Origin of the sequence: Planctomicrobium limosum, assembly GCF_051465645.1 — a bacterium.
Taxonomy (GTDB): Bacteria; Planctomycetota; Planctomycetia; order Planctomycetales; family Planctomycetaceae; genus Planctomicrobium.
The window spans coordinates 1351364-1374646 of sequence record NZ_CP195790.1 but is presented as its reverse complement, the minus strand read 5'-3'; the positions used below and the strand labels follow the sequence as shown (position 1 = coordinate 1374646).

Genomic DNA, 23283 nt, shown 5'->3' with positions numbered 1-23283 from the left:
CAGTATTGAACTTTGTCATTCCGCGAGATGACATCCGAGACAGTTTTGTCACATCTCCGAAAGTTCGGTGTTGCAGAGATCAATCAACAAAAGAGCGACGCCCGACAATCACAGGACTGTCGGGCGTCGTTTTGTCTGAGCAGATTTCAAGTCTGAAGAGTCGCTTTTAATGGACCTTCAGAGCTGATTGGATCAGTTTAGAACTCGCCGAGAACGTTTCCATCACTTGGTGAGTGAAGGTCGCGGTAGGTTGGCAGGCTGATGTTCTCTGAAATGAACCGAACCGATCCATCGCCGAGTGTCGCTTGCATTCCACCAGTGTGGCATCCTTTAGCGATCCAGTCATGGCCCCATGTTTGGTTTGAAGAGCCGAGACCATATGTCAGGCTATCACCCCCGACATTTGTCGTGTCCAGAATTCGCAGGCAAGAGTGCCAACCTTCTGAAGCAGTAATAATACGGGCACCAATCCAGATTCCACCTGTCCATGGGCATGGTGTACCGCCGCAGAGTGTTGATGAGGCCCCATCGTTCTGAGTGGTTCGTTCGGTCACGAGGAAGGTGTTGGTGAGACCATCGGAGACGTCACGCATTCGACGATCAGAGTTCTCAAAGAACATGCCATTTCGAACTGCTGTCACCCCACCAGTCGGGGTCGTCTGAACGGCCCCACGGCCGGCGTTGCCCATGTAGTTTGTTTTACCAAAGTTTGCTCGATCTGTGTTGACACCACCCATTGGATCAGATGGACAGTTGTAAGGAACCACGACGGCGTTCGCGGAACTAATCGCATCTGTCGCTGTTCCATCCCCGTTCGCATCTTGCCAGTGGCGGGAGAAGTTTGCGGTCTGGGTACTGATCTGGTTATACAAAGCTCCCTGATCAATCCCGGGGAGGATGAATGTCGCCCAGCCCAGGCCGTTCAGGTTGCTCAGCGTATCACCTCCCGAAGATGTCGCGCGATTGGAGTCCACAACTCCCGGTGGAAAGACCAGATGGGTGTCGTGGTAATTGTGCAAAGCCAACCCGATTTGCTTCAGGTTATTCTTACACTGTGAACGTCGGGCGGCTTCTCTGGCTTGCTGAACAGCAGGGAGCAGCAACGCAATCAGGATTGCGATGATGGCGATCACAACCAAAAGCTCAATCAATGTAAACCCGAAATACCTGCTGCGTTTTGACCTTGCGAATGTCCTCATTGCGATTCTCCGGAAATATTGACTTTGAAAAAGAACAAAGAAGTTGCAGAGATGAGCGCTCAAACAATTCAGAACTTATTTAGAAGTCAATTCGAGATCGATAACGTTTGATCCAGCTTTGACTTCCTTTACAAGTTCAGATTTCGTGTTGTATTTCGCAGGGATCGGGTCTTTAAATTTGCCGCTTGGATCCGGGGCGTCCTGTGGAGTCGAGACAGTGACTTTGTGAGTTCCGACTAATGCTCCGGGAGTTGTCTCGTCATAGCGCAATGTGTATTTGCCGGATTCGTCTGTTCGAGCGATTGAAGGTCGACCACCAGCAGCTGACTGCAACTCGTATCCAACATTCACGTTGGGGAGTGCCGTGCCATCCATGGTGACGACACCGGTCACTGTTCCGACGTCAGGACCCTTCGCTCCTCCGCCACACCCCAAGGCAGAGACAAGAGTCGTGATCAAAATGAAATGTTTTGTTATCTTGAAGTGAGACATCTGGACTGAGGCTTCCCAAAACTCGGAATATGAAATGTCGTCGACGAACGAAGCGCTGATTTCAATTTAACTTGTCGTTCCATAAAAGTATATGGCATCGTTGATTGGTGCGCCGCCTTGCAATTGAAATTCTTTCGCACTGATTGTTGGCTTTGTTCCTCTCATGGCAGGTAACGCCTAAATGACATCTTTGAGATCAGTTGTGCTGTTGCTGCAAATTACTGCTGCAGTAGTTCTTATGGTGATGATTCTGTTGTTTATTTCTCGTCGCGAGGTCAAGGATGAGGAACGCCACGTATTTATGGGGGGAACGACGTATCCTGAAAGCCTGGTCAAGTTCACTCCACAAACGTTGGGGGAGCCGCCGACGGGTTTGCCGCGGATAACGAATGTGCAGATTGAGGATGTCGATGGCGACGGGAAGAACGATGTGCTTTTCTGCGACGCGCAGAAGAATTGTGTGTCATACCTTTCCGACGCCTCAGGCGAGTGGAAAGAAGTGGTTCTGATCGAGAATGTCATGGCACCAGCTCATGCGACTCTGGTGGACATCGACAAGGATGGTGATCTGGATGTCATCGTGTCCGTTCTGGGAAACCTTCTTCCTGACGACAACGTCATAGGTCGGGTAGAGCTCTATGAGAAAACCGACTCCGGATATGTACGACACGTCATTCTGGATGATGTGCGGCGCGTGGCCGATGTCCAGGCTGGTGACTTCGATGGTGACGGTGACATCGATCTGTCGGTCGCGGTCTTTGGATACAATCGCGGGGCCGTCCTGTGGCTGGAGAATCTGGGATCATTCCAGTTCCGCGATCATGAGCTCCTGAACTCGCCGGGAACGATTCATGTTCCGGTTGGGGATTTCGATGGCGATGGAGATCTCGATATTGCCGCAATCGTGACTCAGGACGAAGAGGAATTGTGGGGATTCGAGAATCTTGGAGGCGGTCAATTTAAGAAGCGCCGCCTGTGGATGACGGTGAATTACGATCTGGGAAGTGCAGGTCTTGTTGCTGCCGATCTGGACGGCGATGGTGATCTCGATCTGGTTGTACCTGCAGGCGATAACCTCGAAGACCTGGACGCATATCCTCAGCCATATCACGGTTGCTACTGGTTCGAGAATCAGGGCGGTTGGGACTTCAAGATGCACCGGATCGGGGATCTCGGAGGGACTTATGCCGCCAGCGTCGGTGATCTTGATGGCGATGGAGATATGGATGTCGTGCTCGTCAGTATGACGAACAACTGGAACAAGAAGGGGAATGCGAGCATTGTCTGGTTAGAGAACGACGGGAAGCAGAACTTCAAAACTTGGCAGATCGCAAGTCAGCCAATTCATCTGGTGACAGTGGCGGTCGGTGATCTCAACGGCGACGGCAAAGCTGATGTGGTTACTGGTGGGCTGAATCTTCGTAAGCCATTTCGGGACATTAGTCGTATCACTGCATGGTTCAACCAGGGGGCAAAATAATGAAGCGTCTCTCTTTAGTCCTTTGGATTGTCATTGCAGTTGAATTGGTCGCTGTCGTTGGTCTGTATTTGAAGCCACAGAAGCAGCCTGCCCCGATCTTGCCTGACGTTGTTTACGACGATCCGCTCATTGGGGATGAACTGGTCGCTTTGGCCAAAACAGCACAGACAGGGAAGAGCGTTGACTGGCAGTTGCTGGGAGAAGCGTTGCTCGGTCAAGGGTTCTACGGCGAAGCGGAGCTTGCATTTGCGAGAGCGGTCAAGCTTGATCCACAGAATGCCGGGGCGACGTTCGGAGTCGCTTACTGTCTGGATCGGACTGGAAGAGTAGAGGAGAGCATCCCCCTCTATGAGCGTGCCGCAGAGATTGCTCAACCCGGCGGATCACCGTTAGGATCCAGAGACCATTGCTGGTATCAGGTTGGACGGAATCTTCTGCGGGAAGAAAAGATTCAAGAGGCAGAGAACCTCTTCAAAAATGATTCCAACTATCCGCCAGCCGCATATCAATATGCAAAGATCCTGGTTCGGTCAGGGCGGGCTGAACAGGCTCTTCCTGTCATTGATCGAGTGCTAAAAATCGTTCCGACGTCGCTCAAATTTCAGTCTCTGCGGGTGCACGCCTGCGATGCGCTCGGAATGAAAAGGGATGAATACATCGCATCTCAGAGGTTGGACCGTTCCGAATATCAGATTCCGATTGACTTCAATTCCTCCTACGTCGGAGTTCTTTTCCAGCGTTATGGACTTCAAAATCAGATCGTGGAGTGTGAGCGACTTCTTCACGGCAAGAATCTCGACGCGGTCTCACAGCGGCTCAACGAGCTGTTGAAGATACTCGAAGCGACAAACCATATTCAGAAGTTTCATCTGCGGAAGAGTCTTGTTCAGGTTGAATTCCAGCGAGGGAAGCCCGACGCAATGTTGGAATCGATTGAAATTCTGCGCAAGCAAGGAATGAGTGACCCTGACATGTTGCAGATGGAAGGTGCGGCTTACTCACTGAAGAAGGAGATGGATAAAGCAGCTGAATTCTGGTTGAAGGCGGCCCAGATGGCTCCGAATGTCCCACTGCACGAAAAGCTCGCCGAGTACTACGGAGCAAAAGGGGATGAGAAAAATGGCCGATTTCATGCCGGTCATGCGGCACTTCTGAAGACCAAAATCCTGTTTTGGGAAGACAAGATGAAGGAAGCCTACGAAGCGGTTTTCGCTGCTCGGCAACTCATTCCAGAAGACCCACAGGTTTGGTTTTACTCCGCTAGAATCGCACAATCGCAGAATGCCCGTCCCGAAGCGATTGCAGAATACAAACGTTGCCTGGAACTTGCTCCGAATCACGGGCGAGCACAATTGGCGTTGGAGTTCCTGTCGAACTGACTGTCCTGCGTAAAATCGATCTTCATCATCGCTGCCGTGTCCAACTTATTCCGAGTGGGGCACGGCAGCTTTTTGATTTCCGGCGCGTCTCTCGGATCGCTTCAACAGATGAAGCTACAGCGCTGAGTCTGAAAATCAGGTTCCGTCTTGAGGAGTGTGGGAGAGTGTTTTCTGCGGAACGCTTCCAATTGCTTTTAACAGCACCCGAGCAGCTTCCCAATGATCGCACTGCGCATTGCATTTCGAGCAGCAGAATTTCGGCAGTAATGATTTGCCAGTCTGAGACAGTAACTGCTTATCGGAAGCGGCCATCACCGCAGCATTCATGAGGAAGCCGGGAGCGGACAGCGTACGTGCCTGCCACGCGAGCATCAGCCATGCCTTCAGTGGAAAGCTGTTTTCTACTTTTAATGCGTGCGGGAGAATCTGTCCGCAATTCTGACAGTGGATGTCATGACGGGATGCGAGAAGCTTTGTGACTTTTGCCGCGGTCCCTATTCCAAATCCGACTGCTCCGACGATTTGATTTCCTGTCCCTGCAGCAACTTTCCAAGCCGACGACAGCGAAAGCGACCGCGTTCTATTCTCTTGTTTCGATTCTGAAGAGAACTGTGAAATGAGTTCGGTCACACGGAGTGTTTCCGCTTGTGCGGATTCAATTGCGAGAGGTACCGATTCCGGCTTCAAGCCGAGCAACTTAGCAATGTGATTGAGTTCACTCTTGTGTGATTCCTGCAATTCTCCTTCAGCCAATGCGACCATGACGAAGTAACGAAGACAGTCCTGGTGTATTCTTTTGCGGTCCGCTCTGGAGAGGCCAGACTCGTCGCAAAATCTCTCCGCTTCCTCTTTTTCTTCTAGAGTGAGTCGCCGATCAGCAAGGATTCGGCTTAGAAGCGATAGGTACTCAGATTCAACAGGAGGCATTTCCCGTTCTGAAATTTCCAGAACAGCCCTCTTGTTGATCGACTCCCCCGTAGATGGCACCATTCCTCGTCCTCCGGCCCTTGGAGGTGTATTGAGAAACTACCGTGTCGCATTTGCGACAAATACGGATTTGAGAAGCAGCTCAAAAAAAAGAGGGCTTTGGATCGATACTGCTCGCTTCCAAAACCCTCGATAATTATTCGACTTGCGTCGAAAGGGTGAGCAACGGGACTTGAACCCGCGACCCCCAGATCCACAATCGTGGGGTCACGAATTCCCCGGACCTCCGACGTCTGTAGGTCACTGCTGATTTCGACCGTTGATGTGCTACCGACGGGCTTCAATTCTCAGGATTGCACGTACTCCACCGGCGATGGCAAGTACCACAAGTCCGCTGATGCACGAACTGGCAGCCGCACCGATTAGGAATGGGGCGTCAGATGCATTGCGTGCCATAGCGATGATCAACGGAACCGCAAGAATTGAGAGAATGCAGGTTACCAAACCGCAAACTTGCAGCAGGATGCATGCAGAGTTTGTGAAACCATCGAATTGTGTCGCATCAATTCCCGTTGAATGAGCGACGTTCTCTGATTCCTCAAATTGAGTTGCTTCCGCCGATTCTCGCTTTGGAAACAGTCCCGGCACTCCATCCGCAATCATCCAGTCGCCGTCCGCTCCCAGTCGAAGATTCGTCTCGCGTGAAATTCTTCGAGTCGTGGCAAGATTCTTGAGCTCCCTTGGGGAATAAGGTCCACGGATCTCCCCCATGAAATTGACGAACCACTCTTGTTGCGACATCAGTGAGCCCCTTCGTTTTGCCTGCAGGGTGTTGCTTCAGTCTCGGACGGATTTTTCGAAGTACTTCCGAAATTCTGTTTTCGTGTGCTAGCGACAGAAAAAGCAGCCACTGGAAAACGGGTTTCAGAATTTTAGAAACAAATGCCGGCCAGGTGTTGATCAGGGATCACTGTAACAGTGGAAATGCCCTCACCCGATCCGAAACAACTTCGGCAGGTAAATTTGGCATCTCTCTAGCTGAGGGGCGATGCCGAAAGATCGCCGGTTCAGGAGCCTCTCTGGTAAGCAATCTCCTGTGCCGGCCCTGGTGCTGTGATAAAGCGAGCGTGCTGTAGTGCTCCCACAACATCGTCTCAACTTTAATTCAGTGAGGAGTGTCACATGGAGTTTACACTATGTTCCTTTGCGGCCTGTATTTTTGCGTTGACACAGTTAGTCAGAGAGATAAGAAAGCTGCTGGAAAGCAGAATTTGGCGAAACTTCCAGTTTCATTTTCAAAAGCAGTCTAGTCGAAATGGATTGACACAATGCGTTTTGATCAAAATTGCGGTAAGTCCTTAGAACATCAGGAATCGCTGTAACTGAGTCGGCCAACTGAGTTGGTCTGATACCGAACACGATATCGCCATGGAAATGATGTGCGGCGCTGTTGCCGCCACTAGAACGAGTTTTTCAACTCACATAGCTGAACGTCTGGAACTCACAAATCGAAACCGGTGGAAGATCGCAACTGATCTTCAAGGTTTAATCGATTCGACAGTCGTAATGTTAGCCGATTTTGAAGGGCGCTGCCCAAGCCGCCGACGGGCAGCCTCACTCGTTCAAGTCAGTCGCCAACTGCTCGGCCGCTGATCGCTTGAGATCAACAAATCGAAGGATCAATAGAGGATTAGGAATGATTGCTCGCACTACACCGGAGCCGCCATTTTCATTCGAAGATGACGATCTCGTATTCCTGCTTCAGGATGCACCGATACGAAAACTGCGATTGCTTCAGGACGCATTCGGTCGCTGCAACGCTCATCGTTTTCATGGATGGCCAGCAAAAGAGTTGCTGTTGATCTCTTATGAGGCAAGGCCCAGCAACCTCACACGACATTGCAGGCATCAATGGGATATCTGGTCGATCGTCCGCCCAGCCCCGTGCTCGGAGATCATTCAGAATTTCGACGCCATTGGGATTCCATTGGTGAAAAGATTCCAAATATATGACACCGTTGACTTCAACGTTCTGCCACTTGGCCAACGGATACAGCTAAGCTGTTGAATTCATGGCAAACTTTTGTTCCGATAGTTGGACTTTTCAATCAACTCACCGAAGTAGTCGGGCCATACCATGATACTCGAAACGGAACTTCACGATGCTGCTTATCCGGGGACCTCTGATCAGTTCAATAACTTACTGATTGAAACATTGATTGACTCATTCCCCGGAAGGAATATCGACAGGCTCATCTGCGTGCCTAAAGATGCTGTCGGATATGCAAAAGTAATTCAGAAGACGCAGGGGGCTCAACTCATCCCAGAGTACGTCATTCTGAAGGCCTTAATGAATATTCGGCGTCGGAAAGAATTTCCAAAGGGACTTGCGCCTGAAAGACGAAGGCTGCTGCAAACCCGGTTGAATCAGTTGAACTGCAGTATATCAGCTGAGTTCTTCCGGGAACTCTGCTCCGACTGTCTTGCTGACATGTACAAACAACAGACAATCGATGAAGTACTTTGCCACCCGAACGAAGCGACTGCACTTTGCGATTTCGTTCGTCGGAAAGGCAAATGTGACTATTACACAAATGAGCTAATTCTTTCGACGCTCCTGAACATTCGCAAAGCTGCAGGAAAGATTTGAATCTCAAAAGTTCATCCAAAGGCACTCTGTCTTCTTTGGCTTCACTTTCTGAGAACTGGCTTTATTGTCAATTGAGATATCAATGCGATTCCAATTGTATTTACTGGCCGCGTTGTTGTAGGTCTCACTTGGGTACCCGCTCAGTATAAATTTGCCTTTAATTTCTCCGAGTGTTTCAAGCAACTCGACATGTTGCTCATCGCTCATTTCAAATGTGTAGGCAGATTTTGCAGAGCGGGTCTCAACCATGTATGGAGGATCGCAGTAGAAAAAGGTCTGGTCATCATCTTCCCTGGCAATAATGTCTGCCGCCGGTTCGCAATAAATTGCCACTCGGCTTAATCGAGCATGTGCTTCTGGTAATCCGTCGACTGCTGACAACCAGGACGACACCTGTTCATTCATGCCGCGCCGGGTTCTTGAACGCGACATCGTTGCGAAATCCTTCCCGAGCCCCTGTCGCGACTGCCGATAGCGAACAAAGAACGCATAAGCGGAATCGACAGGATCTTGAGAGACGCTGGTTTTGCAACTCTCCCAGATCGGCTTAGAAAGTGGTGTCATTTCAACGCGGCGTTGAAATTCAGGGAAAAGTTCAGCTGACTGCAGAACTTTCCAGAAAGTGACTAGATCCCCGTAAAGATCGTTCACAACCTCTGAATGACCTTCAATGAGACAGTCAGGCTTCCGCAGCAGAACTGCTCCTCCACCGAAAAACGGCTCTACATAATGAACGTGTTCGGGGATGTATCCCAGAATGCGAGTGGCGAGATAAGTTTTACCGCCGTGCCACTTGATAGGCGCCGCAAGATTCGCTGGCGATTGTTTCGCAATCATATCTGACCCTCCATGGCCATCATCGTATCACGCCAAGTCCGTGGCGCAAGTGAAATCAGGTTCTATCGGAAGTGCTACCTCTGCAAAACGGTGGTTTCATCCCACGTTCATCTTACAGTAGAAACAGGCACTTTCTGCCGTTGGCGGGCTTCTTAATCTCCCGTCCTGAATTCTGTGTATGATCTCAATAGCCGGTTGGAATCATTTGCGTTTTCGAAACTCCCTAGGCGGCACTGGCTCTTTGTCAGACCACAATCCCTGCTTGGACAGTTCCGCAGCACGTCAGAAAGATGTGATCATCAACAATCTCGAACTCCGCTCCGCCGATGCTTTCAGGGAGAGGCGTGACGAGTTGCTTCGCCCACAAAATGCTTCCAGTGTCTCCGTCGATCGCCATAAGGTTGACGTCTTTGGTCGAGTCGGAAACATCAGGCAATCGGCCAGACAGGTACAGCACACCTCCATGCTCCCGTGCTTCGTAGACTCTGGGAAGGCTGCTGACTCCTGACGGAGAGATTGCCGTTTTCCATTTCAGACCAGACGAGTTATAGCAGGTCGCAAACCATTGCGAATCGTCAAGAATGAACTGATAGAGCTGCGACTCTCCAGCGACGATGAGATGGTTTGTGATCCAGTGATCAGGGTCGGAGTCTGTTACGGAAAACAGCACGTTAAGGTCATTGTCCAGCAGGTATGCAGTTTGGATCGGCCTGATTCGCGTGGCGATGTTCGTACCGTTGCTATCGATAGTGTCGGCTCGATAGGCGAGATGGTCAGTCGATGCAACATTCACGAGATTCTTTGACGCGCGAGTCTGCAGGGAGCTGCCAGTTCCAGCTGTCACCGCAGTATCAATGATTTCCACGCTAGTGTAATTTCCGAACCCCGACCCGTTTGACGATCCCAGCTTGCAGAATGCAATCTCATGATCATTGTGTGCCACAATCGGCACATCATTAGGGTACGGGTAGCGAATCTCTTTGGCCCCAAGTGCGGATATACCGGGCCTGTACGAATAGATATGGGAGGTTCTGTGGTTGATATGCCCCTCTGTTGGAGCAGTCGGCAATCTGTCACGCCTCAGCAGGTGTGCGAATCCGCCGTAACTATTCTGGCATGCAGTCCGGCGAGTCGTGAAGCCTGAAACAGCCACCCACGAATCAAGCACATATGGCCCGCTGGAAGGATTCCCTCCAGCCGACCCGTTCACTGTCCGCGCCTGTACACACTCGCCTGAAGCCGGGTCGAACCGATACCAGTAGATATTGTCGTGCGGGGCCACTGGTAACGCATTCCACGCCGGTCGAGTGTCTTTCCCCAGTGGGATGCCCCAAATCCATTCTTCGCCAGTCGTCGTATTCACCGACCGCAACCAATGCTCATAAGCGAGGGGGCGACCGGAATACATCGAAGCCAGGTCGGAGTCTGAAACCAAATCAAACGATCCGCCCAGGTCGTCCACAACGGAAAACTGAGCAGATGTTTCAGTGTCGGTAATCCATCCGCCACAATCGGCCACCCATCCGTTTGGGCTTGTGATCAGTGCCGTTGATGGCTGCGTTTTAACCAGCGGATTGAAGGGGTATCCCGTCTTTCGAGAGTGCCAGACAACTCCGCCGCTTAGATTAACCTTGAACAGCGTCGCGATTCCGGGAGGCATGTAAATTCGTGGGCAGCAGCGACACATTAAGCATACCCCTTCCAGTTTGCTGACGAGGCTTTCCACATGCGAAACGAGCCGCCACCGGTGATGTTGTCGTCAACAGTGGGAAACTCGATCGTTTTGCCAGCCAGGTCAGACGAGAAGATCACATGCAATGCCACCTCGGGCCACGGTCCACCGACAACTTTGACATTGTCCGCACCGATCCCCGGATGTGCTTCATACGCCGCCTGAACCGTTGCTGCATCGTCATCGAATGCGATTTCAATATCGTCGGTCTCGCTATTGATCACATAAGTCAGCGTGACGCTTCCACCTGTCACCACTCCAAAGACGTTCAGGCAATCAACTTCAGAGCAGCTACCACCACCGCCGGGGAGGGAACGGAACGGCCTCCTTTGCCTGGGCAATTTATTAACGGGACGCCGTTCGTTGCTGCGCAGGGATCGCGACAGACGACGTTCCGCAGCGTTGGTGAGATAGCGAGCCATAGCAGATCAGCTAAAGAAGGGAAGCGTTGACCAGCTGGCCACGCGAATCATGTCGAAGTCGTTGTAAACGGGATCGTCATCCTTGCCGAGAACTCCCCCAACACCATCCAGCAACTGCGTCTCCGCCGGCTCAACTGTTTTCTCTCCGTCGTCATCTTCCAACATGATTCGTTTCTTGCTGTCGCCGTCGAGGTAATGAAACCCTTCATCCAGCAGGTGCAACCGCCATGCTTCATCATCCTCTTTCAGATGCACTTCCCCACTGACAACGTAATAGGGGTAACCCAGCTGGCGGGCAGAATGTTTGGAATCCTGAATGTTCTTCGCAAACGTGTCGTTGCTCATCCGCAAGCGGACCACCAGATCGCCGATTGTGGCCATGTGTTTCCCCTGTCAGAACTTGAACATCAACTGGGTGAGCTTCTTGGTGGCCCGTTCCGCCATGGCTTCAAAGGCCTGATTCACCGCACCAGAGAGAACGCCCTGCATGCCGGTGTGTGGTGATCCGCGACCGGTGCGACGTTTGAATTTGGCGACTTCCGGAGTGTAGATCCCCCGGCGAATCCGCATTTCGACGGAGCGATAACGTCCGCCAATCCCTTTCGCGGCATTCCCTTTGGATCCCGTCCGGAAACGTTCCTCCGTCCCCAGGTAGTACAGGTGAGCATGGGGACCACGCACGTCTTTCGTTTCTGATTTCTGTCCGACATCGAATCCCGCTTTCCCGGCGGAACCTCCTGATCGCCGGGTGACTGTTTTCCCAGGGGAACGACGCAAGCGGCCCGTCTTGCCTTGGGGAGCGGCCTGACGCATCTTCTTCACAAAGACGTCGAGACCGGCCCCCACAGCAGACGGGCCAACCTGTTTCGGGAACTCGGTGGCGAGTTCTGTCATTGCCTGTTCAAACTCGTCCATTCCCATCATGCCCGACATGATCACCTCGCATATCGAGCAGCAATGCCCCTCAAAATCGCTTCCTGAACGTCGGCAGACTGAGCCCCATCGGCGAGTGGGTCAAAGTCGGCATCATGACAATTGGGGCGATCCGGAACGAAGTAGCGAAACTTCTCCAGATCCCATTCAGGTGTCCGGCCAGTCTGAAAGCAGGAGAGAATTTCGACGGCATTGGCCAGCATGCCCAGTCGCCAATCCTCCCGATCTTCTCCCCAGGGATCTAACAGATAGGCCGCCCACCATTCATCGAACTGGTCTGGTTCGATCTCGCTCAGAAACTGATCGACATCCCATCGGCCAAACGTTCGTGCCAGGGTTAAGGCGAATCGTCGGTGGGCGTTTCGCTCAAGTTTCCCACGATGGTTTCAATGTCTTTCCGCGTGAAGCCGCAATGCTTCCAGCATTCGTCAAACATCAACCCGGTAAATGCGCCATCCTTCTCGTTGAGCGTCACAACATCAGTTGCTGTCAGGAAGGGCTCTCCTTCAGCATCGCAGACGCACAAGGCAATCAGACGCGATTTGCTGTCGAGCGTCCGTGCTGAATCGATCTCTCCCTCAGTGAAGCGTTCCGCTTCGTAAGCCGATCGTTCGGATTCCTTCAGGGACCGAATCCGGACGTCCCCCAGTCCGGGAACCGGCACAATCTTGAAACGACGCTTTGAACCGAAGGATAGAAATTGATCTCGTGTCACAAGGGCCACGGCAGGAACTCCGATAAGGTATGAAACAGAAATGACGTGATTCCGACGTTGGCGGCGACGTCCGCAACGAACCCGATCCAAACTATCGAGAACGCCGCTTGCGGTTGGCAGTTGCTTCTGCCTCCAATCGTTCTTCCCGATCCTTCAGAATGCGTGCTGATCGCTTCTGATCAGCCCTGACCTTGGCTCGCGTGAACTCATCCAGGGGTTCCGCCTTGATATCGCCGAAATAGGCATCCGGACGACAGAGCATCCAGGCGTTGGGATCGCGGAGTTCCGTCCCGGCTGCGACTGTGACAAATCGACGGTTGGCAGGTCCGATCGGCTGTTTCGGATCAAATGCGGGATTGATACCAGGACAATCGTTGAGCAACCGCACACGGTAAATATCAGTGGGGGCCATCGTGATCGTGTCTCCATGAAAGCAAAACAGGCAGGGACCAGATGGCGATCTGGTCCCTGCTCAGAACGTCTTATGTTTCCTCTGGATCCTCTTCCTCTGCTCCGTATTCGGCCATCGTTCGCAGCTTGACGGACCAGTCGAGTTTCAGGCCGTCTTTGACAGCGGCTTTGGGATTGAAACTCTTGATGGACCCATTGAAGGAGCAAATGGCGACCGGTGGATCCGTGGAGACGGGAGCAGGGCGAACAATCGCCCAATCCCGGTACTTGCCGCCAATCGGGATGTCTCCCAGAATGGCGAGCTGCACTGTATCAGCAGGGTCATAAAAGCCATCCCCGGAGCATTCTCCCGGCGCGGACAGCCCCGCCAGCTCTCCATCCTCAACATGCGTCGAATCCAGAGCGGTTGCATCCCAGAACTGGACTTCACCATTCGGGAAGTTGATCGAAGTGAGCCCGGCCACCGTGGTCAGCACACTCGCAATCGAGACCTGCAACAGCGTCCCGATGCTCGGATACTTATTCATCATCACCCCCGTTCATCTGCGGCCAAAAACGTAAAACAGAGCAACGTTGATGTACCAGTCATGGGAGTCCGAATCATCGTCCGGCGGTTCGAACTCTTCTTTGGTGTGCTGGTACACCATTGCCTCAAAAAACAGCCCCCCGGCCGTCCCCCGGAATCCTTCCAATGCAGTTCGAGCCAGTTGTTCCACACGCTGTGCGTCCCTGCGAGTGTGGGCACAACAGGCGACTTCCACAGTGGCTTCGAATTCGGGTCCAGATCTGCCGGACAAATCCGGCAAGTCTTCGAATTTCGGCACGGTCAGCAGAATGCCGGGTTTCAACAAAAGAGAATCGTTTTCTGCCAGCTTGTCGGGACGGATTTGATCACCCACAGACTCAGAGACCTGTTCATCGGTGATCAGGAGATGTCGAAAGGCAAACTGCAGTGATTCCATAATGCTTCAGCCGCGTTAAACAGAGCGAATGGATGTGGCTCTGATCACAATTTCAATCCCCCGAAAGTCCAGATCTTCTGACGACGAAATTTCATAGATGGCCCCTCGAAACCGGACTCGCATTCCCGGTGTGATCGTCCGCGTCTTGTGAGTCCAGCGGCACTTGATCACGGCCACGGCATGCGTTTGCTGCTGTGCGTGATGTTCTTCCTGTTCCGCGCCCACCAGCTGCACGTTCGCCCAGATCTGCAAATAAGGGGGATCGGTCTCCGTCGGCCAGGTTGTGAGCTGCTGTCCGTCCGCATTTGTGGTGCGCTGAGGGGCTTCGATCCGGATGCGATGGCGATATTGACCTGCTGCCATGGTTCAGGACTTCACTGGAGTTGTGGGCCAGCAAAGATGAGCAGGCGGAAACCCTTTGGGTCGCCAGTCATCGTAAACATGCCCGACGGTGCGAGTGGCTCCGCAGGTCAGGCACTCTTCCGAATGGCTGCCAGGCATCAGATGGTTGACTTTCACGACATGGAATGGATGTCGACACGGAATCTTGTCCTGGGCGGATGGGAGCTCTGTCCGCTTTCTGCCCAGGCAGAGCACCGCTGCCAGAAAGTGACCGATTCCCCAGATCGTGAAACGTGTGACCATCAGTCGACCTCAGTGAGTGTGCAAGAATCGTTGAAGTTCACGGGAGCGAAACCGCACACCATTCAGCAGTCGATCGAATCCCAGAGGCAATCGGCTGACGGTTTTCTCGACGCTGTTCTCACGATGTTCAAACCAGTCCCCGACCGCCAATCGAATCGCCTGCAACACCAAGGGATCCACAATCTGGCTCCCTGCAGTGAACGTGATGGTGACGGCGTTGAATGCCCCGGATTGAGTCATTGGCCAGCTGGAACCGACGGCCGGATAGATTCGGGCCGGTTCACTAAAGAGATCATCTTGTCGCGATGGTGCCGTTAACGACTGTGACTCTCCAGAGGCATCGAGATAAGAGATGGAATCGACCGTGATCGTTCGTGGTCGCGGCAACAGGATCGGTTCCCCTTGATCAGGAAATCGATTCAACCGCAGTTGGTAGACCGTTTCCCCGACAGGCCGTCCGCTGGCCTCTTCTGCCAGCCGTGACGCGGCTGCAATGTATTCCTCGATCAACGCGTCTTCCCCTGTGTCATCAATCCGGCTTTGTTGCCGAATTTCAGACGCCGATAACGGCAATGGGGCCGGTGTGAGCGTGATCAAGGAAGCCATGTGCAGACCGTGTCAGAGGGCGGACAGATGAGAAGTGCGTTTATTCTTTGGCTGCATCGAGCTGAGCAAGAATGCTGGCCAAAGTCTTCTCGCCGACACCCTCGATCTTCTCTCCGGAATCAATCCGGGCTTTCAGATCGGTGACCGTGGTGATTCCGGCCGTTTGCAACAGGGTCAATGTTTTGCCTGCGAATCCAGCGGACTCCAGTGAGTCGTCGGACGGAACTTCAGTCTCTGTCTGATCAATCACCTCAGCAGGCAGAGCGACTTGCGACTCAGCAGTCTCCGGAACAGATGGCTGCGCTGGAGTGACTCCCGGTCCCAGAATCTGCACTCGTGGCGGTTTCAGGGTTGCCAGTTCCTTCGCGTAGTCTTCTTCCAGTTCGATCTGGTCCCCCTTTTTGTACCAGTGTGTCCCGACCAGCATTCCCATCAGCAGAACGACAGTGACCAATCCCATATGTGGACCTCACGGATATTGCAATTTTGCGATATTTGAACGTTGAAACAGTGAGAGATGGGCCAAGAAAACCCGACGGGGACTGGCCCAACATCCCCGCCGGGATCGCCTCAGTCAGACAGGGCACTATGTTCCGCTGGTGACCACGACCAATGGCTCGGGCACATAGATTTGTGCCGGATCCAGATCGACGATCTTGGCGAACGATTCAGTCCGGCGCAGTTTGAACTGGGCATCTGCCAGATAAACGATGCGCACGCCACCCGACTTACTGAGCGAAGCGGTATCGACGTTGACGTCGATTCCGCCCCACATCGCATAGGTCGCATCAGCAAAGTTGCCGAACACCATCGACGTCAAACCGGTGCCAGAACCTTTGGTGAGGTTGCTGGGGATCTGGTTTGTTGCCAGAGCCTGATGGCCGTTCATCTGGTTGTCGTCTCCCCAGAGGAACAGACCAGAACCGGCATCTTTGCGAGTCGTCTTACAAGCCCCGCGTCCCTTGGCCGATGTGACATAGGCCAGGTTGCCAATGTCCGCATTCAGGGCCGCGATGGCGCTTTCAAGTTCGACGATCTTGGCCCAGTTGATCGGCCCGCCGTTTGTTCCCAGGGCAATGGCCGCCACACTGGAATTCTGCAGGATCCCCTGTGGCTGATTGCTGCTACCAGACCCATTGAACCCGACTCGATCGAGTTCCAGAGTCAGCACCGCCAGCAGATCCGACCGGACAACCGCTTCGGCATCGAAACTGGATTGTTTGATCAACCGTCGCGTGACATCTGAATAACAGCCAACAGTCGTCGGAGCGAAATTGATCTGACCAATAGTCGGATTCGATTCCGTTGGTTCGCCCGATTCCGCAAGCCAGTATGCTCCGCCGGTGGCCGTTTTCTTTGGCAGATCGAAGGTTCCGACCATGTCGGACATCACGGTCGCCCCCAGCCGGGCCATCAGCATCTGGTTCCGCAACACGTCGACGAGGGAACGGCCCTGAACTTTGGGGATCAAACCGGCCCCACCGGTGGTGGAAAACGCATCCCGGTGTTCATGCTGGTGATAAACCGGCAGATTCCAGGGGATGTAAAAGCCCGTGGCCGGTTTGCCGGAGCGTTTCTCAATCTCCTGAGAGACTTCCGCTTCAAAGCCATCGAGCGGTTTATTTCTTGAGACCAGGTCAACCGCCCGCAACAGACTGAACTTATGTTTGCCGCCATCGACGTTGTCGAGCAGATCCCGGTGTTCCGGTTCGTCACCGCGAAACGGGATTGGAGCCGGTGCGCCGGTTGGGGTTGGAGTCGAGCGGGATCCGCTTTTCAACGCAGTCAAAGCTGAACTGCGTTGTTCTCCCTTTTCCACCACAGCCAGGTGCTGATCGAGTTTGATGGCCCGATCGAGCAGGGCATCAAACCGCTGCTCATGTTCTGCAGCAGGTGAGCCGCTGGGTCCAATCTTGTCGAGTTCTTCGACGATTTTCTTGCGACCAGCCAGCAGGTCGCGGAACTCGAAGGAAGAGAAATTGATTTCAACCGCAACGTCAAGAAATGGGTCCACTGTGCGTTATCCCGTTCGGAAACCAGCTTTCGAAGGCCTCCAGACCGTTTGCACGGGGGGCCAGATCTGCAGGGAACGTCACGTCTGAACGCCGCTCCCGTATTTCAATCCCAGCGGGATCGGTGCGCACATGACGGAATGTACTTGGTTATTTATAACCAAATCGCATTGACCCTAGCTGGGTTGGAATGGTAATATAAAACCAAAGCAACTAGGAGCGGGCATGCCAACCAACTATTCAATCCTCTGGGACATGGAAGACGATCCACGTGGCAACGTGCAACACATTCTGCTGCATGGAATCACAGTTGCGGATTACGAAAACGCCTTGATGAACGCCGTGGATTTCACGATGAAAGAGGCCTATCCCGGACAGGAAGTGGCGATTGGCCCCAATCTGAATGGCCGCCTGATCGGGGCGGTTTATGAAGTGATTTCCGAGGATCAGATTTATCCCGTTACCGCTTACTATGTGGGAGAATGAACGATGGCACGTAAATTCGAGAAACTGAACCGGGTGGTTCGCACCCGTCCGCTGACAGATGACGAGGCGTCAGCGGCGCAGAAGAAACGGGCAGCCGCTCAGGCCGAGGCGCCCGAAGTCATCGCCAGATTCCATGCAAAACAGGCGGCAATTGCACTGGCACTGGCCATCAAGGAAGCCAGGGAGGGACAGCACATGACGTTGCAGCAAGTGGCCGACGCCAGCGGTATGGATGTCTCCAATGTGGCCAAGCTGGAGAGCGGACAGCGGGAGAATCCGACGATCGATACCATTTTCCGCGTGGCGGGAGCCTTGGGGAAACAGGTGGAACTGCGACTGGTCGACAAAGTCGGCGCCCCCTGACTAGAGGAGGAACCGCAGCCCCGAATATGAAATGGTGACTTTCATGGACAGGTTAGAATTGACGCCGGAGCAGCGGGAACAGATTCGGCATGCTGAACAGGCAGGAAAACGTCGCATTGTCCTGGAGTTTACTCCAGAGCAGAGAGCCTATCAGCAGAGAATCCGTGTGGAAGAGGAAGCTGCTGCTCAAGAGAGTCTGAAACTCCCACGGGTGGAATGGCCCGCCGGGAAAGCGTCGAGCCGTCACCGTCGCGAACAGTGAGAGCAACCGTCTCGCATTTCCTTGTAGGTGATCGTACCGGTCCGACTTTCCTACCGTGGGAACGAGATCTTACGGCACTTTGATGGCCTGATTCAATCTGAATCAATACCGTTTATGAACGGAGTTCGGTCAGTTTCAGATTTCTGAGCCCATCCTTTCGCTGTTTCGTTTTCGCTTCCCGGTGTTCAATCTCTTTCAGGGCATCTTCCACGAAACCGGCAGAACGCAAACTGGCTTCTGTGCCACGATAGGCGGCATACGTGACTGGAGAGACGTCATAGAGTTTGGCCTGCTCGATCAGGCGGATGGTTGGCCCATCTTCCTGCTCGGTCCAGGTGACCTTTTCCGCCACGAAGCCAATCGAGCTGCCGGACACGTCCCGGCGGTCGAGACTGACACGCATATCGCGGCCACAGCTGGTGTCTGGCAGATTGCAGCGGTAGAACAGACCCCGCGAATCAACGGACAGTGCCAGCGTGCCGGATTTGTTTCGGCCTAATACCAGCGATTGGTCATGGTTGAACAGGCAGAGAATATCATCGTTCTTCAATGAGGCATCGAATGCCCCTGGGGCGAATCGTTCGATGTAACGACCCGGAACCAGTTCAAATTCGGTCGACTTGTCTCCTTCCTTGTAGAAGACGGCGGCATAACCGACGGCGAAGTTTTTGTCCTCGTCGTCAGAGCGAGTTTCAATCGACAGAAACCGGCGTTCGAGTGTCATCAGGCTTGTCCTGTTGAAGTGAGCGAGTTGGCCAATCGGGCAGGGTCGCAGTTCCAACCGGCGATGCAGGCCTCGACCGCTCGTGAAGGATCCGCATCGGTGACCGCCTTCAGCAGCTGGTCCCGATGTTCTCGGTAGTGAGACAGCACGGCCCGGGCTTCCGGCTGAAGCCCCTTCAGTTTATCCAGGGCTTTCAGTTCATGGCCTTCATACCAGTCCCGAATCCGCTGTGCGGCATCAGGACGACTGGCGGAGCGTTCTGCCTGAATGCATTCGGCATGCTGTAGCCCTTGAATGACATCCAAGGCCAGCGCAGCCAGCCGGGGATCATGGGTTCTGCGTTCAATCGGCGGATCCTCTTCCCGGCGTTGCTGCTTTTCTGGTGGCCGCTCTGCAACTGAGGAACCGTCCGGCTTCCCCCAGATGTTGGCAGGCCGGGGAAGTTCATCACCACCTGGGAGCGGTGCCAGATCTTCGAGTTGCCGGACTTCGTTGACGGTTTTCCACCCTGCCTGAATCGCGTTGCGATGGGCTTCGTACCGTTCCTTCATCTGCCCACGTAACAACGCATCGACGTTGTATTTCACATAGAACCGGCCACGTTGGTCACCGTGGAAACCTTTGCGATTCCACTCCTGTTCCTTCCGGATCAGCATGGGGGCTAGCGTGAAGACCAGCAACGCCCGATCCTGCTCTTCGATATTGTCGAAATGGGCATTGTCGAGATATCCGGCCAGATGTGGCGGGAGTCCAAACCAGCGGCAAGCGATCTCCTCCCCCTGAAACTTTCTCGACTCGAGTAACTGCGCATCCTTGAAAGGGAGCATCATCGACTTAGCCGTCGCTCCCCCTTCCAGCAAGAGCGATCCATATGTCTGATCGCCTCGATACTCTTCTCGGATTTCATGCGAAAGCCGATTAAACGGCCCGTCATCGAGAAACGAGGGGACGGTGACCACCAGAAATGGCTTTGCGGCATTATTAGCGAATTGTGCGACCAGGCGATCGGAGGACGCCGCGACGCCCAGCGAATCGCCCGCGACACTGATCGTCGAGAGACCTTCCAGACCATTGAACCCGAATCCCGGCACATGGCAGATACGGGAGGCGTCCAGTGTCCGTGTCCCGTTCTGGTCGGTGACGTGATATTTCAGCCGTGGCAGACCGTCGTAAGCCGCGTGAGCTTCATCCCAGGCAGGGAGAACGTTGTAAGGATGGTGATTGATTGTGGAAATGACTTCCCCATCCTGATTGAACCTCAGCTCGCTGTAAGCGTTTCCCCACATGCTCAGATGGGATTGCCGTTGTTCTTCAAAGACTGCTGGAACCTGATACGAATTCGGCTGGCTGCGGAGCACACTGGCCAGGGGATGCTGGTTGACTTCCGCATCCTTCACTCCATCCCCCTTGGCTTCATAGACATGAGCAGGAAGAGTGGACGCCAGACCCGACAGAATCCGGACGGCAGCGAAGACAGCCGAAATCTTGATGGCGGTGGCGTCGTTGATGGCCACGGAATTCGAGATAGGGCGACTCGCCCGCCGTGACTGCATCCATTGCTGCATGGGAGTATCCTGCCGCACTTCCTTGCGAATGAGCGACGACGGTTTCGGATGCCATTCACGATACGGTTTCCGCATTATTTCCCCAGTCTCCGCAAGCCACGTTCGTTGTAAGTCGCTTGTGGTGCGCCGCCTGCATAGAGGCATTCCGAGTAAGCCATCAACGTGGCCACGATCGGATCAATCTTGTCGTCCGAATAGCGCTTGTCGGGCATCATCAGCCCGGCGGTATCCTTCCGGACGGTCATGTTCGATGCCGCCCAGGCTAAAAGGGGATCCCCGCCTGTGATCAATCGTTGCTCCTTCACGCATTCCAGCAGAGATTTGATCGGTTCGTTGTACTTCCTGGCGTTCTGTCCGAAGGAATAAACCAGCAGCCCGTGATTGTTGACCAGTTCGACTTCAACTGATCGGGCGTTGTTGGGATCGAGTGCGACCGTCAGTAGCTGGAACCGCTTTTTCACCCAGGCGACTTTGGCAATGATGGCGGCCGGATCGAAGACTTCCCCAGGCGTAACGAGCAGCTTCCCTGAGTCGATCCAGCTGGCCCAGGGATCCCGCGACAGATCCCGATGCGGTGTTTCTTCACAGACCCAGTTCCACCCGAGTGTGGCGAACTTGCGATCGGGAAGAGGAAACATCAGGTAGAACGAAGCGAGATCGTCGCGCCATCCCAGATCGATTCCCCCGTGACAGACCAGGCGATCCAGTTTCGGGAGTGGGGTGGCATCGCAGGCTTTCCATTCCTGCATGTTCACGATGCGGAGGCGACTGCGAACCATGACGTTCAGGTGATATCGCAGGAAGTTATTCTTGGCATCGGCATCATGCTTCGCCTTTTCTGCCATGCGCTGGAGATGATCGACTTTGACCGAGATGCCCAGGTTGGGATTCGCTTTGGCCCAGCATTGGGGATCGAAGGGATCATCACCCGGCAGGTTATTTTCGGGTTCCTCCAGATCGATCTGAGCGATGAACACGAACAGAGCCGGATCCTCATAGACTCGGTTCACGACTTTGCAGCATTCGATGTACTTCTTTCGCCAGAGTGCGGACCGATCACTTCCAGCCGTGGTCACGCTGACGGCCAGCGGCTGCCGGCGTTTCCCCATCGCGGTTTCGAGTTTGTCCCACACGCCCTGGTGTTCGGCCTGCCATTCGTGCAATTCATCCGCGACATAGGCATGCAGATTGAAACCGTCTTTCGTCTTTGCCTCTTTTCCCAGCGGGGTAATTGTGCCTTCCGTCTTCGTGAAGATGATGGCGTTTGTCAGCACCCGACAGGCTTTTGACAGGGCTTTGCTTTGATTGATGAAGCGGCCGCATTCATTGAAGACGATCATCGCCCCGCCGTTGTCAGCTTTCTTTCCCCGTTCCGTGGCGGCAATCTTGATTTCCGCTCTCGGTTCCGGTGGCCGGTCGGCTGTCAGCAAATAGAGCAGGATCACCGCAGCGAGGGGACTTTTCCCGTTGCCACGGCCCAGCGAAATGAATGCTTCACGAAATCGCCGCATGCTGTCCGAACGTTTCTTCCAGCCAAACAGGACGGAGAGAACAAACTTCTGCCAGGAGAGCAGCTTGAATAATTGTCCGGCGAACTCTCCGGTGGAATGCTTCAGACATTCGACGAAGGTGATGACGTGATCAGCTGCGGGTTGATCAAAATAGTAATCCCAGCCGTCCTGGGATTGGGCGAGATCAGCAACATGTCGTTTGACCGCAGCGATGACGAGACGTCCGGCCACAATGTCACCAGTAAGAACGCCGTCGATGTAGCGCTGCACATCGACGGCGTTCGGTGATTGACCTGGCTTGGCCCGTGTCCGGCTCAATTCAGCAGACCTTCCATTGGATCCGCTTCGTCAATCCCGTCCACTTTAATATTGAGACTGGATCGACTGGACGGAGTGAGTCCGAATTCACGGCAGAACACGAGGACTGCGGAGTAGGCTTGTTTGGCGATCGCGATTTCCGGGACTGGTCCTTCGTAACCTTTGTCGGTTTTGAACGTCCAGGATCCGGGGTGAGTGATTTGTTCACTGGCATAGAGCCAGGTGGAGAAGGCTGCAAATCCGAGTCGCCAGGCGAGCCAATCGCCTTCTGTGAGAAGGCCCATCTTTCGACAGATGGGAGCCAGCCGTTTCCATTCTTTCACGGCGTCGGGATGGAGTTTCTTAGGAATTTCAGGGCCGTCAGCGGACGGGAACGAAACCTCATCGGAATCACGATCAGACCGAAAGGTCCGTTCGCGTTTTTTAATTTCGGCGGGTTTCTTTCGCCGTCCGCTGCGACCTTTGGTTCCTGCCATTTTGACTCACGAAATCGACTGACCAGGAGGCTCCAAGATCCGAAACTGACGCCAATACCCCCCCTCCATTTTCTGCCAAACGATGCGCAGTCTGGAGTCAGTGCGGTTTCTTAGGGGCGGGGGCAGCCTCGCGGCCCCCCCCTCCCACTGGTCGCTGATCGACCAGTCGAAATGGC

The 23283-nt window shown here is 53.8% G+C and carries 29 protein-coding genes; 6 read left to right on the top strand and 23 right to left on the bottom strand.

Features of this window, described 5'->3' with window-relative positions; genetic code table 11:
* Window positions 1-197: 197 nt before the first annotated feature.
* Entirely contained in the window at window positions 198-1199 is a 1002-nt protein-coding gene (locus SH527x_RS05150) for a DUF1559 domain-containing protein (protein ID WP_437193579.1), read from the bottom strand.
* 75 nt (window positions 1200-1274) lie between these two features.
* Window positions 1275-1691: a carboxypeptidase-like regulatory domain-containing protein gene (locus tag SH527x_RS05145; RefSeq protein ID WP_437193578.1), complete on the bottom strand. Its 417-nt coding sequence runs from the start codon at window positions 1689-1691 to the stop codon at window positions 1275-1277.
* Between the two features lie 181 nt (window positions 1692-1872).
* On the opposite strand from SH527x_RS05145, the gene SH527x_RS05140 reads away from it, so the two are divergent.
* Both SH527x_RS05140 and SH527x_RS05135 read left to right on the top strand, forming a co-directional pair.
* Window positions 1873-3171, top strand: coding sequence for an FG-GAP repeat domain-containing protein (locus SH527x_RS05140; RefSeq protein ID WP_437193577.1), 1299 nt, complete (start codon window positions 1873-1875; stop codon window positions 3169-3171).
* A complete protein-coding gene (locus SH527x_RS05135; RefSeq protein ID WP_437193576.1) occupies window positions 3171-4550 on the top strand; it encodes a tetratricopeptide repeat protein in 1380 nt (459 codons plus the stop codon). Before SH527x_RS05140 ends, SH527x_RS05135 begins: the two co-directional genes overlap by 1 nt.
* 135 nt (window positions 4551-4685) lie before the next feature.
* Here SH527x_RS05135 and SH527x_RS05130 read toward each other — a convergent pair whose 3' ends face one another.
* Window positions 4686-5540, bottom strand: a complete 855-nt coding sequence (locus tag SH527x_RS05130) for a hypothetical protein (protein ID WP_437193575.1) — start codon at window positions 5538-5540, stop codon at window positions 4686-4688.
* Window positions 5541-5804: 264 nt separating this feature from the next.
* On the bottom strand, window positions 5805-6278 hold the full coding sequence (locus SH527x_RS05125) for a DUF4339 domain-containing protein (protein WP_437193574.1): 474 nt from the start codon (window positions 6276-6278) through the stop codon (window positions 5805-5807).
* 1336 nt (window positions 6279-7614) lie between these two features.
* Between SH527x_RS05125 and SH527x_RS05120 the strand changes: the two genes are divergently transcribed.
* The gene (locus tag SH527x_RS05120; protein ID WP_437193573.1) at window positions 7615-8127 is read left to right on the top strand and encodes a hypothetical protein; all 513 of its coding nucleotides are present in this window, start codon (window positions 7615-7617) and stop codon (window positions 8125-8127) included.
* 3 nt (window positions 8128-8130) lie between these two features.
* Here the strand turns inward: SH527x_RS05120 and SH527x_RS05115 are convergent, their stop codons facing one another.
* The 15 genes from SH527x_RS05115 to SH527x_RS05045 form a co-directional block, all read right to left on the bottom strand.
* On the bottom strand, window positions 8131-8964 hold the full coding sequence (locus tag SH527x_RS05115) for a DNA adenine methylase (RefSeq protein WP_437193572.1): 834 nt from the start codon (window positions 8962-8964) through the stop codon (window positions 8131-8133).
* A 244-nt stretch (window positions 8965-9208) separates the two neighbouring features.
* Window positions 9209-10624 (bottom strand): hypothetical protein, encoded by a 1416-nt coding sequence (locus SH527x_RS05110; protein WP_437193571.1) that lies wholly within the window; start codon window positions 10622-10624, stop codon window positions 9209-9211.
* A gap of 26 nt (window positions 10625-10650) precedes the next feature.
* Window positions 10651-11118: a hypothetical protein gene (locus tag SH527x_RS05105; protein ID WP_437193570.1), complete on the bottom strand. Its 468-nt coding sequence runs from the start codon at window positions 11116-11118 to the stop codon at window positions 10651-10653.
* Window positions 11119-11124: 6 nt separating this feature from the next.
* Entirely contained in the window at window positions 11125-11499 is a 375-nt protein-coding gene (locus SH527x_RS05100; protein ID WP_437193569.1) for a hypothetical protein, read from the bottom strand.
* 12 nt (window positions 11500-11511) lie between these two features.
* Entirely contained in the window at window positions 11512-12051 is a 540-nt protein-coding gene (locus SH527x_RS05095) for an HK97 gp10 family phage protein (protein ID WP_437193568.1), read from the bottom strand.
* 2 nt (window positions 12052-12053) lie between these two features.
* Window positions 12054-12254: a hypothetical protein gene (locus SH527x_RS05090; RefSeq protein WP_437193567.1), complete on the bottom strand. Its 201-nt coding sequence runs from the start codon at window positions 12252-12254 to the stop codon at window positions 12054-12056.
* A gap of 134 nt (window positions 12255-12388) precedes the next feature.
* Window positions 12389-12775: a hypothetical protein gene (locus SH527x_RS05085; protein ID WP_437193566.1), complete on the bottom strand. Its 387-nt coding sequence runs from the start codon at window positions 12773-12775 to the stop codon at window positions 12389-12391.
* Window positions 12776-12857: 82 nt separating this feature from the next.
* The gene (locus SH527x_RS05080) at window positions 12858-13178 is read right to left on the bottom strand and encodes a hypothetical protein (protein WP_437193565.1); all 321 of its coding nucleotides are present in this window, start codon (window positions 13176-13178) and stop codon (window positions 12858-12860) included.
* A gap of 70 nt (window positions 13179-13248) precedes the next feature.
* Entirely contained in the window at window positions 13249-13707 is a 459-nt protein-coding gene (locus tag SH527x_RS05075) for a phage tail tube protein (protein ID WP_437193563.1), read from the bottom strand.
* Window positions 13708-13716: 9 nt separating this feature from the next.
* Window positions 13717-14139: a hypothetical protein gene (locus SH527x_RS05070; RefSeq protein ID WP_437193562.1), complete on the bottom strand. Its 423-nt coding sequence runs from the start codon at window positions 14137-14139 to the stop codon at window positions 13717-13719.
* Window positions 14140-14154: 15 nt separating this feature from the next.
* On the bottom strand, window positions 14155-14502 hold the full coding sequence (locus tag SH527x_RS05065) for a phage head closure protein (RefSeq protein ID WP_437193561.1): 348 nt from the start codon (window positions 14500-14502) through the stop codon (window positions 14155-14157).
* Window positions 14503-14505: 3 nt separating this feature from the next.
* Window positions 14506-14784 (bottom strand): hypothetical protein, encoded by a 279-nt coding sequence (locus SH527x_RS05060; protein WP_437193560.1) that lies wholly within the window; start codon window positions 14782-14784, stop codon window positions 14506-14508.
* A 9-nt stretch (window positions 14785-14793) separates the two neighbouring features.
* On the bottom strand, window positions 14794-15390 hold the full coding sequence (locus SH527x_RS05055) for a head-tail connector protein (RefSeq protein WP_437193559.1): 597 nt from the start codon (window positions 15388-15390) through the stop codon (window positions 14794-14796).
* Window positions 15391-15430: 40 nt separating this feature from the next.
* The gene (locus SH527x_RS05050; RefSeq protein WP_437193558.1) at window positions 15431-15850 is read right to left on the bottom strand and encodes a hypothetical protein; all 420 of its coding nucleotides are present in this window, start codon (window positions 15848-15850) and stop codon (window positions 15431-15433) included.
* A gap of 126 nt (window positions 15851-15976) precedes the next feature.
* On the bottom strand, window positions 15977-17404 hold the full coding sequence (locus tag SH527x_RS05045) for a phage major capsid protein (RefSeq protein ID WP_437193557.1): 1428 nt from the start codon (window positions 17402-17404) through the stop codon (window positions 15977-15979).
* A gap of 223 nt (window positions 17405-17627) precedes the next feature.
* Here SH527x_RS05045 and SH527x_RS05040 point away from each other — a divergent pair, with 223 nt between their 5' ends.
* From SH527x_RS05040 to SH527x_RS05030, 3 genes are read left to right on the top strand one after another with little or no spacing between them, the layout of a single operon-like run.
* Window positions 17628-17888: a hypothetical protein gene (locus tag SH527x_RS05040; protein WP_437193556.1), complete on the top strand. Its 261-nt coding sequence runs from the start codon at window positions 17628-17630 to the stop codon at window positions 17886-17888.
* 3 nt (window positions 17889-17891) lie between these two features.
* On the top strand, window positions 17892-18251 hold the full coding sequence (locus SH527x_RS05035; protein ID WP_437193555.1) for a helix-turn-helix domain-containing protein: 360 nt from the start codon (window positions 17892-17894) through the stop codon (window positions 18249-18251).
* Window positions 18252-18294: 43 nt separating this feature from the next.
* Entirely contained in the window at window positions 18295-18513 is a 219-nt protein-coding gene (locus tag SH527x_RS05030; protein WP_437193554.1) for a hypothetical protein, read from the top strand.
* Between the two features lie 112 nt (window positions 18514-18625).
* Here SH527x_RS05030 and SH527x_RS05025 read toward each other — a convergent pair whose 3' ends face one another.
* The 4 genes from SH527x_RS05025 to SH527x_RS05010 are packed head-to-tail and all read right to left on the bottom strand — an operon-like array spanning window position 18626 to window position 23107.
* On the bottom strand, window positions 18626-19237 hold the full coding sequence (locus tag SH527x_RS05025; RefSeq protein ID WP_437193553.1) for an HK97 family phage prohead protease: 612 nt from the start codon (window positions 19235-19237) through the stop codon (window positions 18626-18628).
* Window positions 19237-20877 (bottom strand): phage portal protein, encoded by a 1641-nt coding sequence (locus SH527x_RS05020; RefSeq protein ID WP_437193552.1) that lies wholly within the window; start codon window positions 20875-20877, stop codon window positions 19237-19239. The genes SH527x_RS05025 and SH527x_RS05020 overlap by 1 nt, the downstream gene beginning before the upstream one ends.
* On the bottom strand, window positions 20877-22631 hold the full coding sequence (locus tag SH527x_RS05015; protein ID WP_437193551.1) for a terminase large subunit: 1755 nt from the start codon (window positions 22629-22631) through the stop codon (window positions 20877-20879). Before SH527x_RS05015 ends, SH527x_RS05020 begins: the two co-directional genes overlap by 1 nt.
* Window positions 22628-23107: a P27 family phage terminase small subunit gene (locus tag SH527x_RS05010; protein WP_437193550.1), complete on the bottom strand. Its 480-nt coding sequence runs from the start codon at window positions 23105-23107 to the stop codon at window positions 22628-22630. Before SH527x_RS05010 ends, SH527x_RS05015 begins: the two co-directional genes overlap by 4 nt.
* Window positions 23108-23283 lie beyond the last annotated feature (176 nt).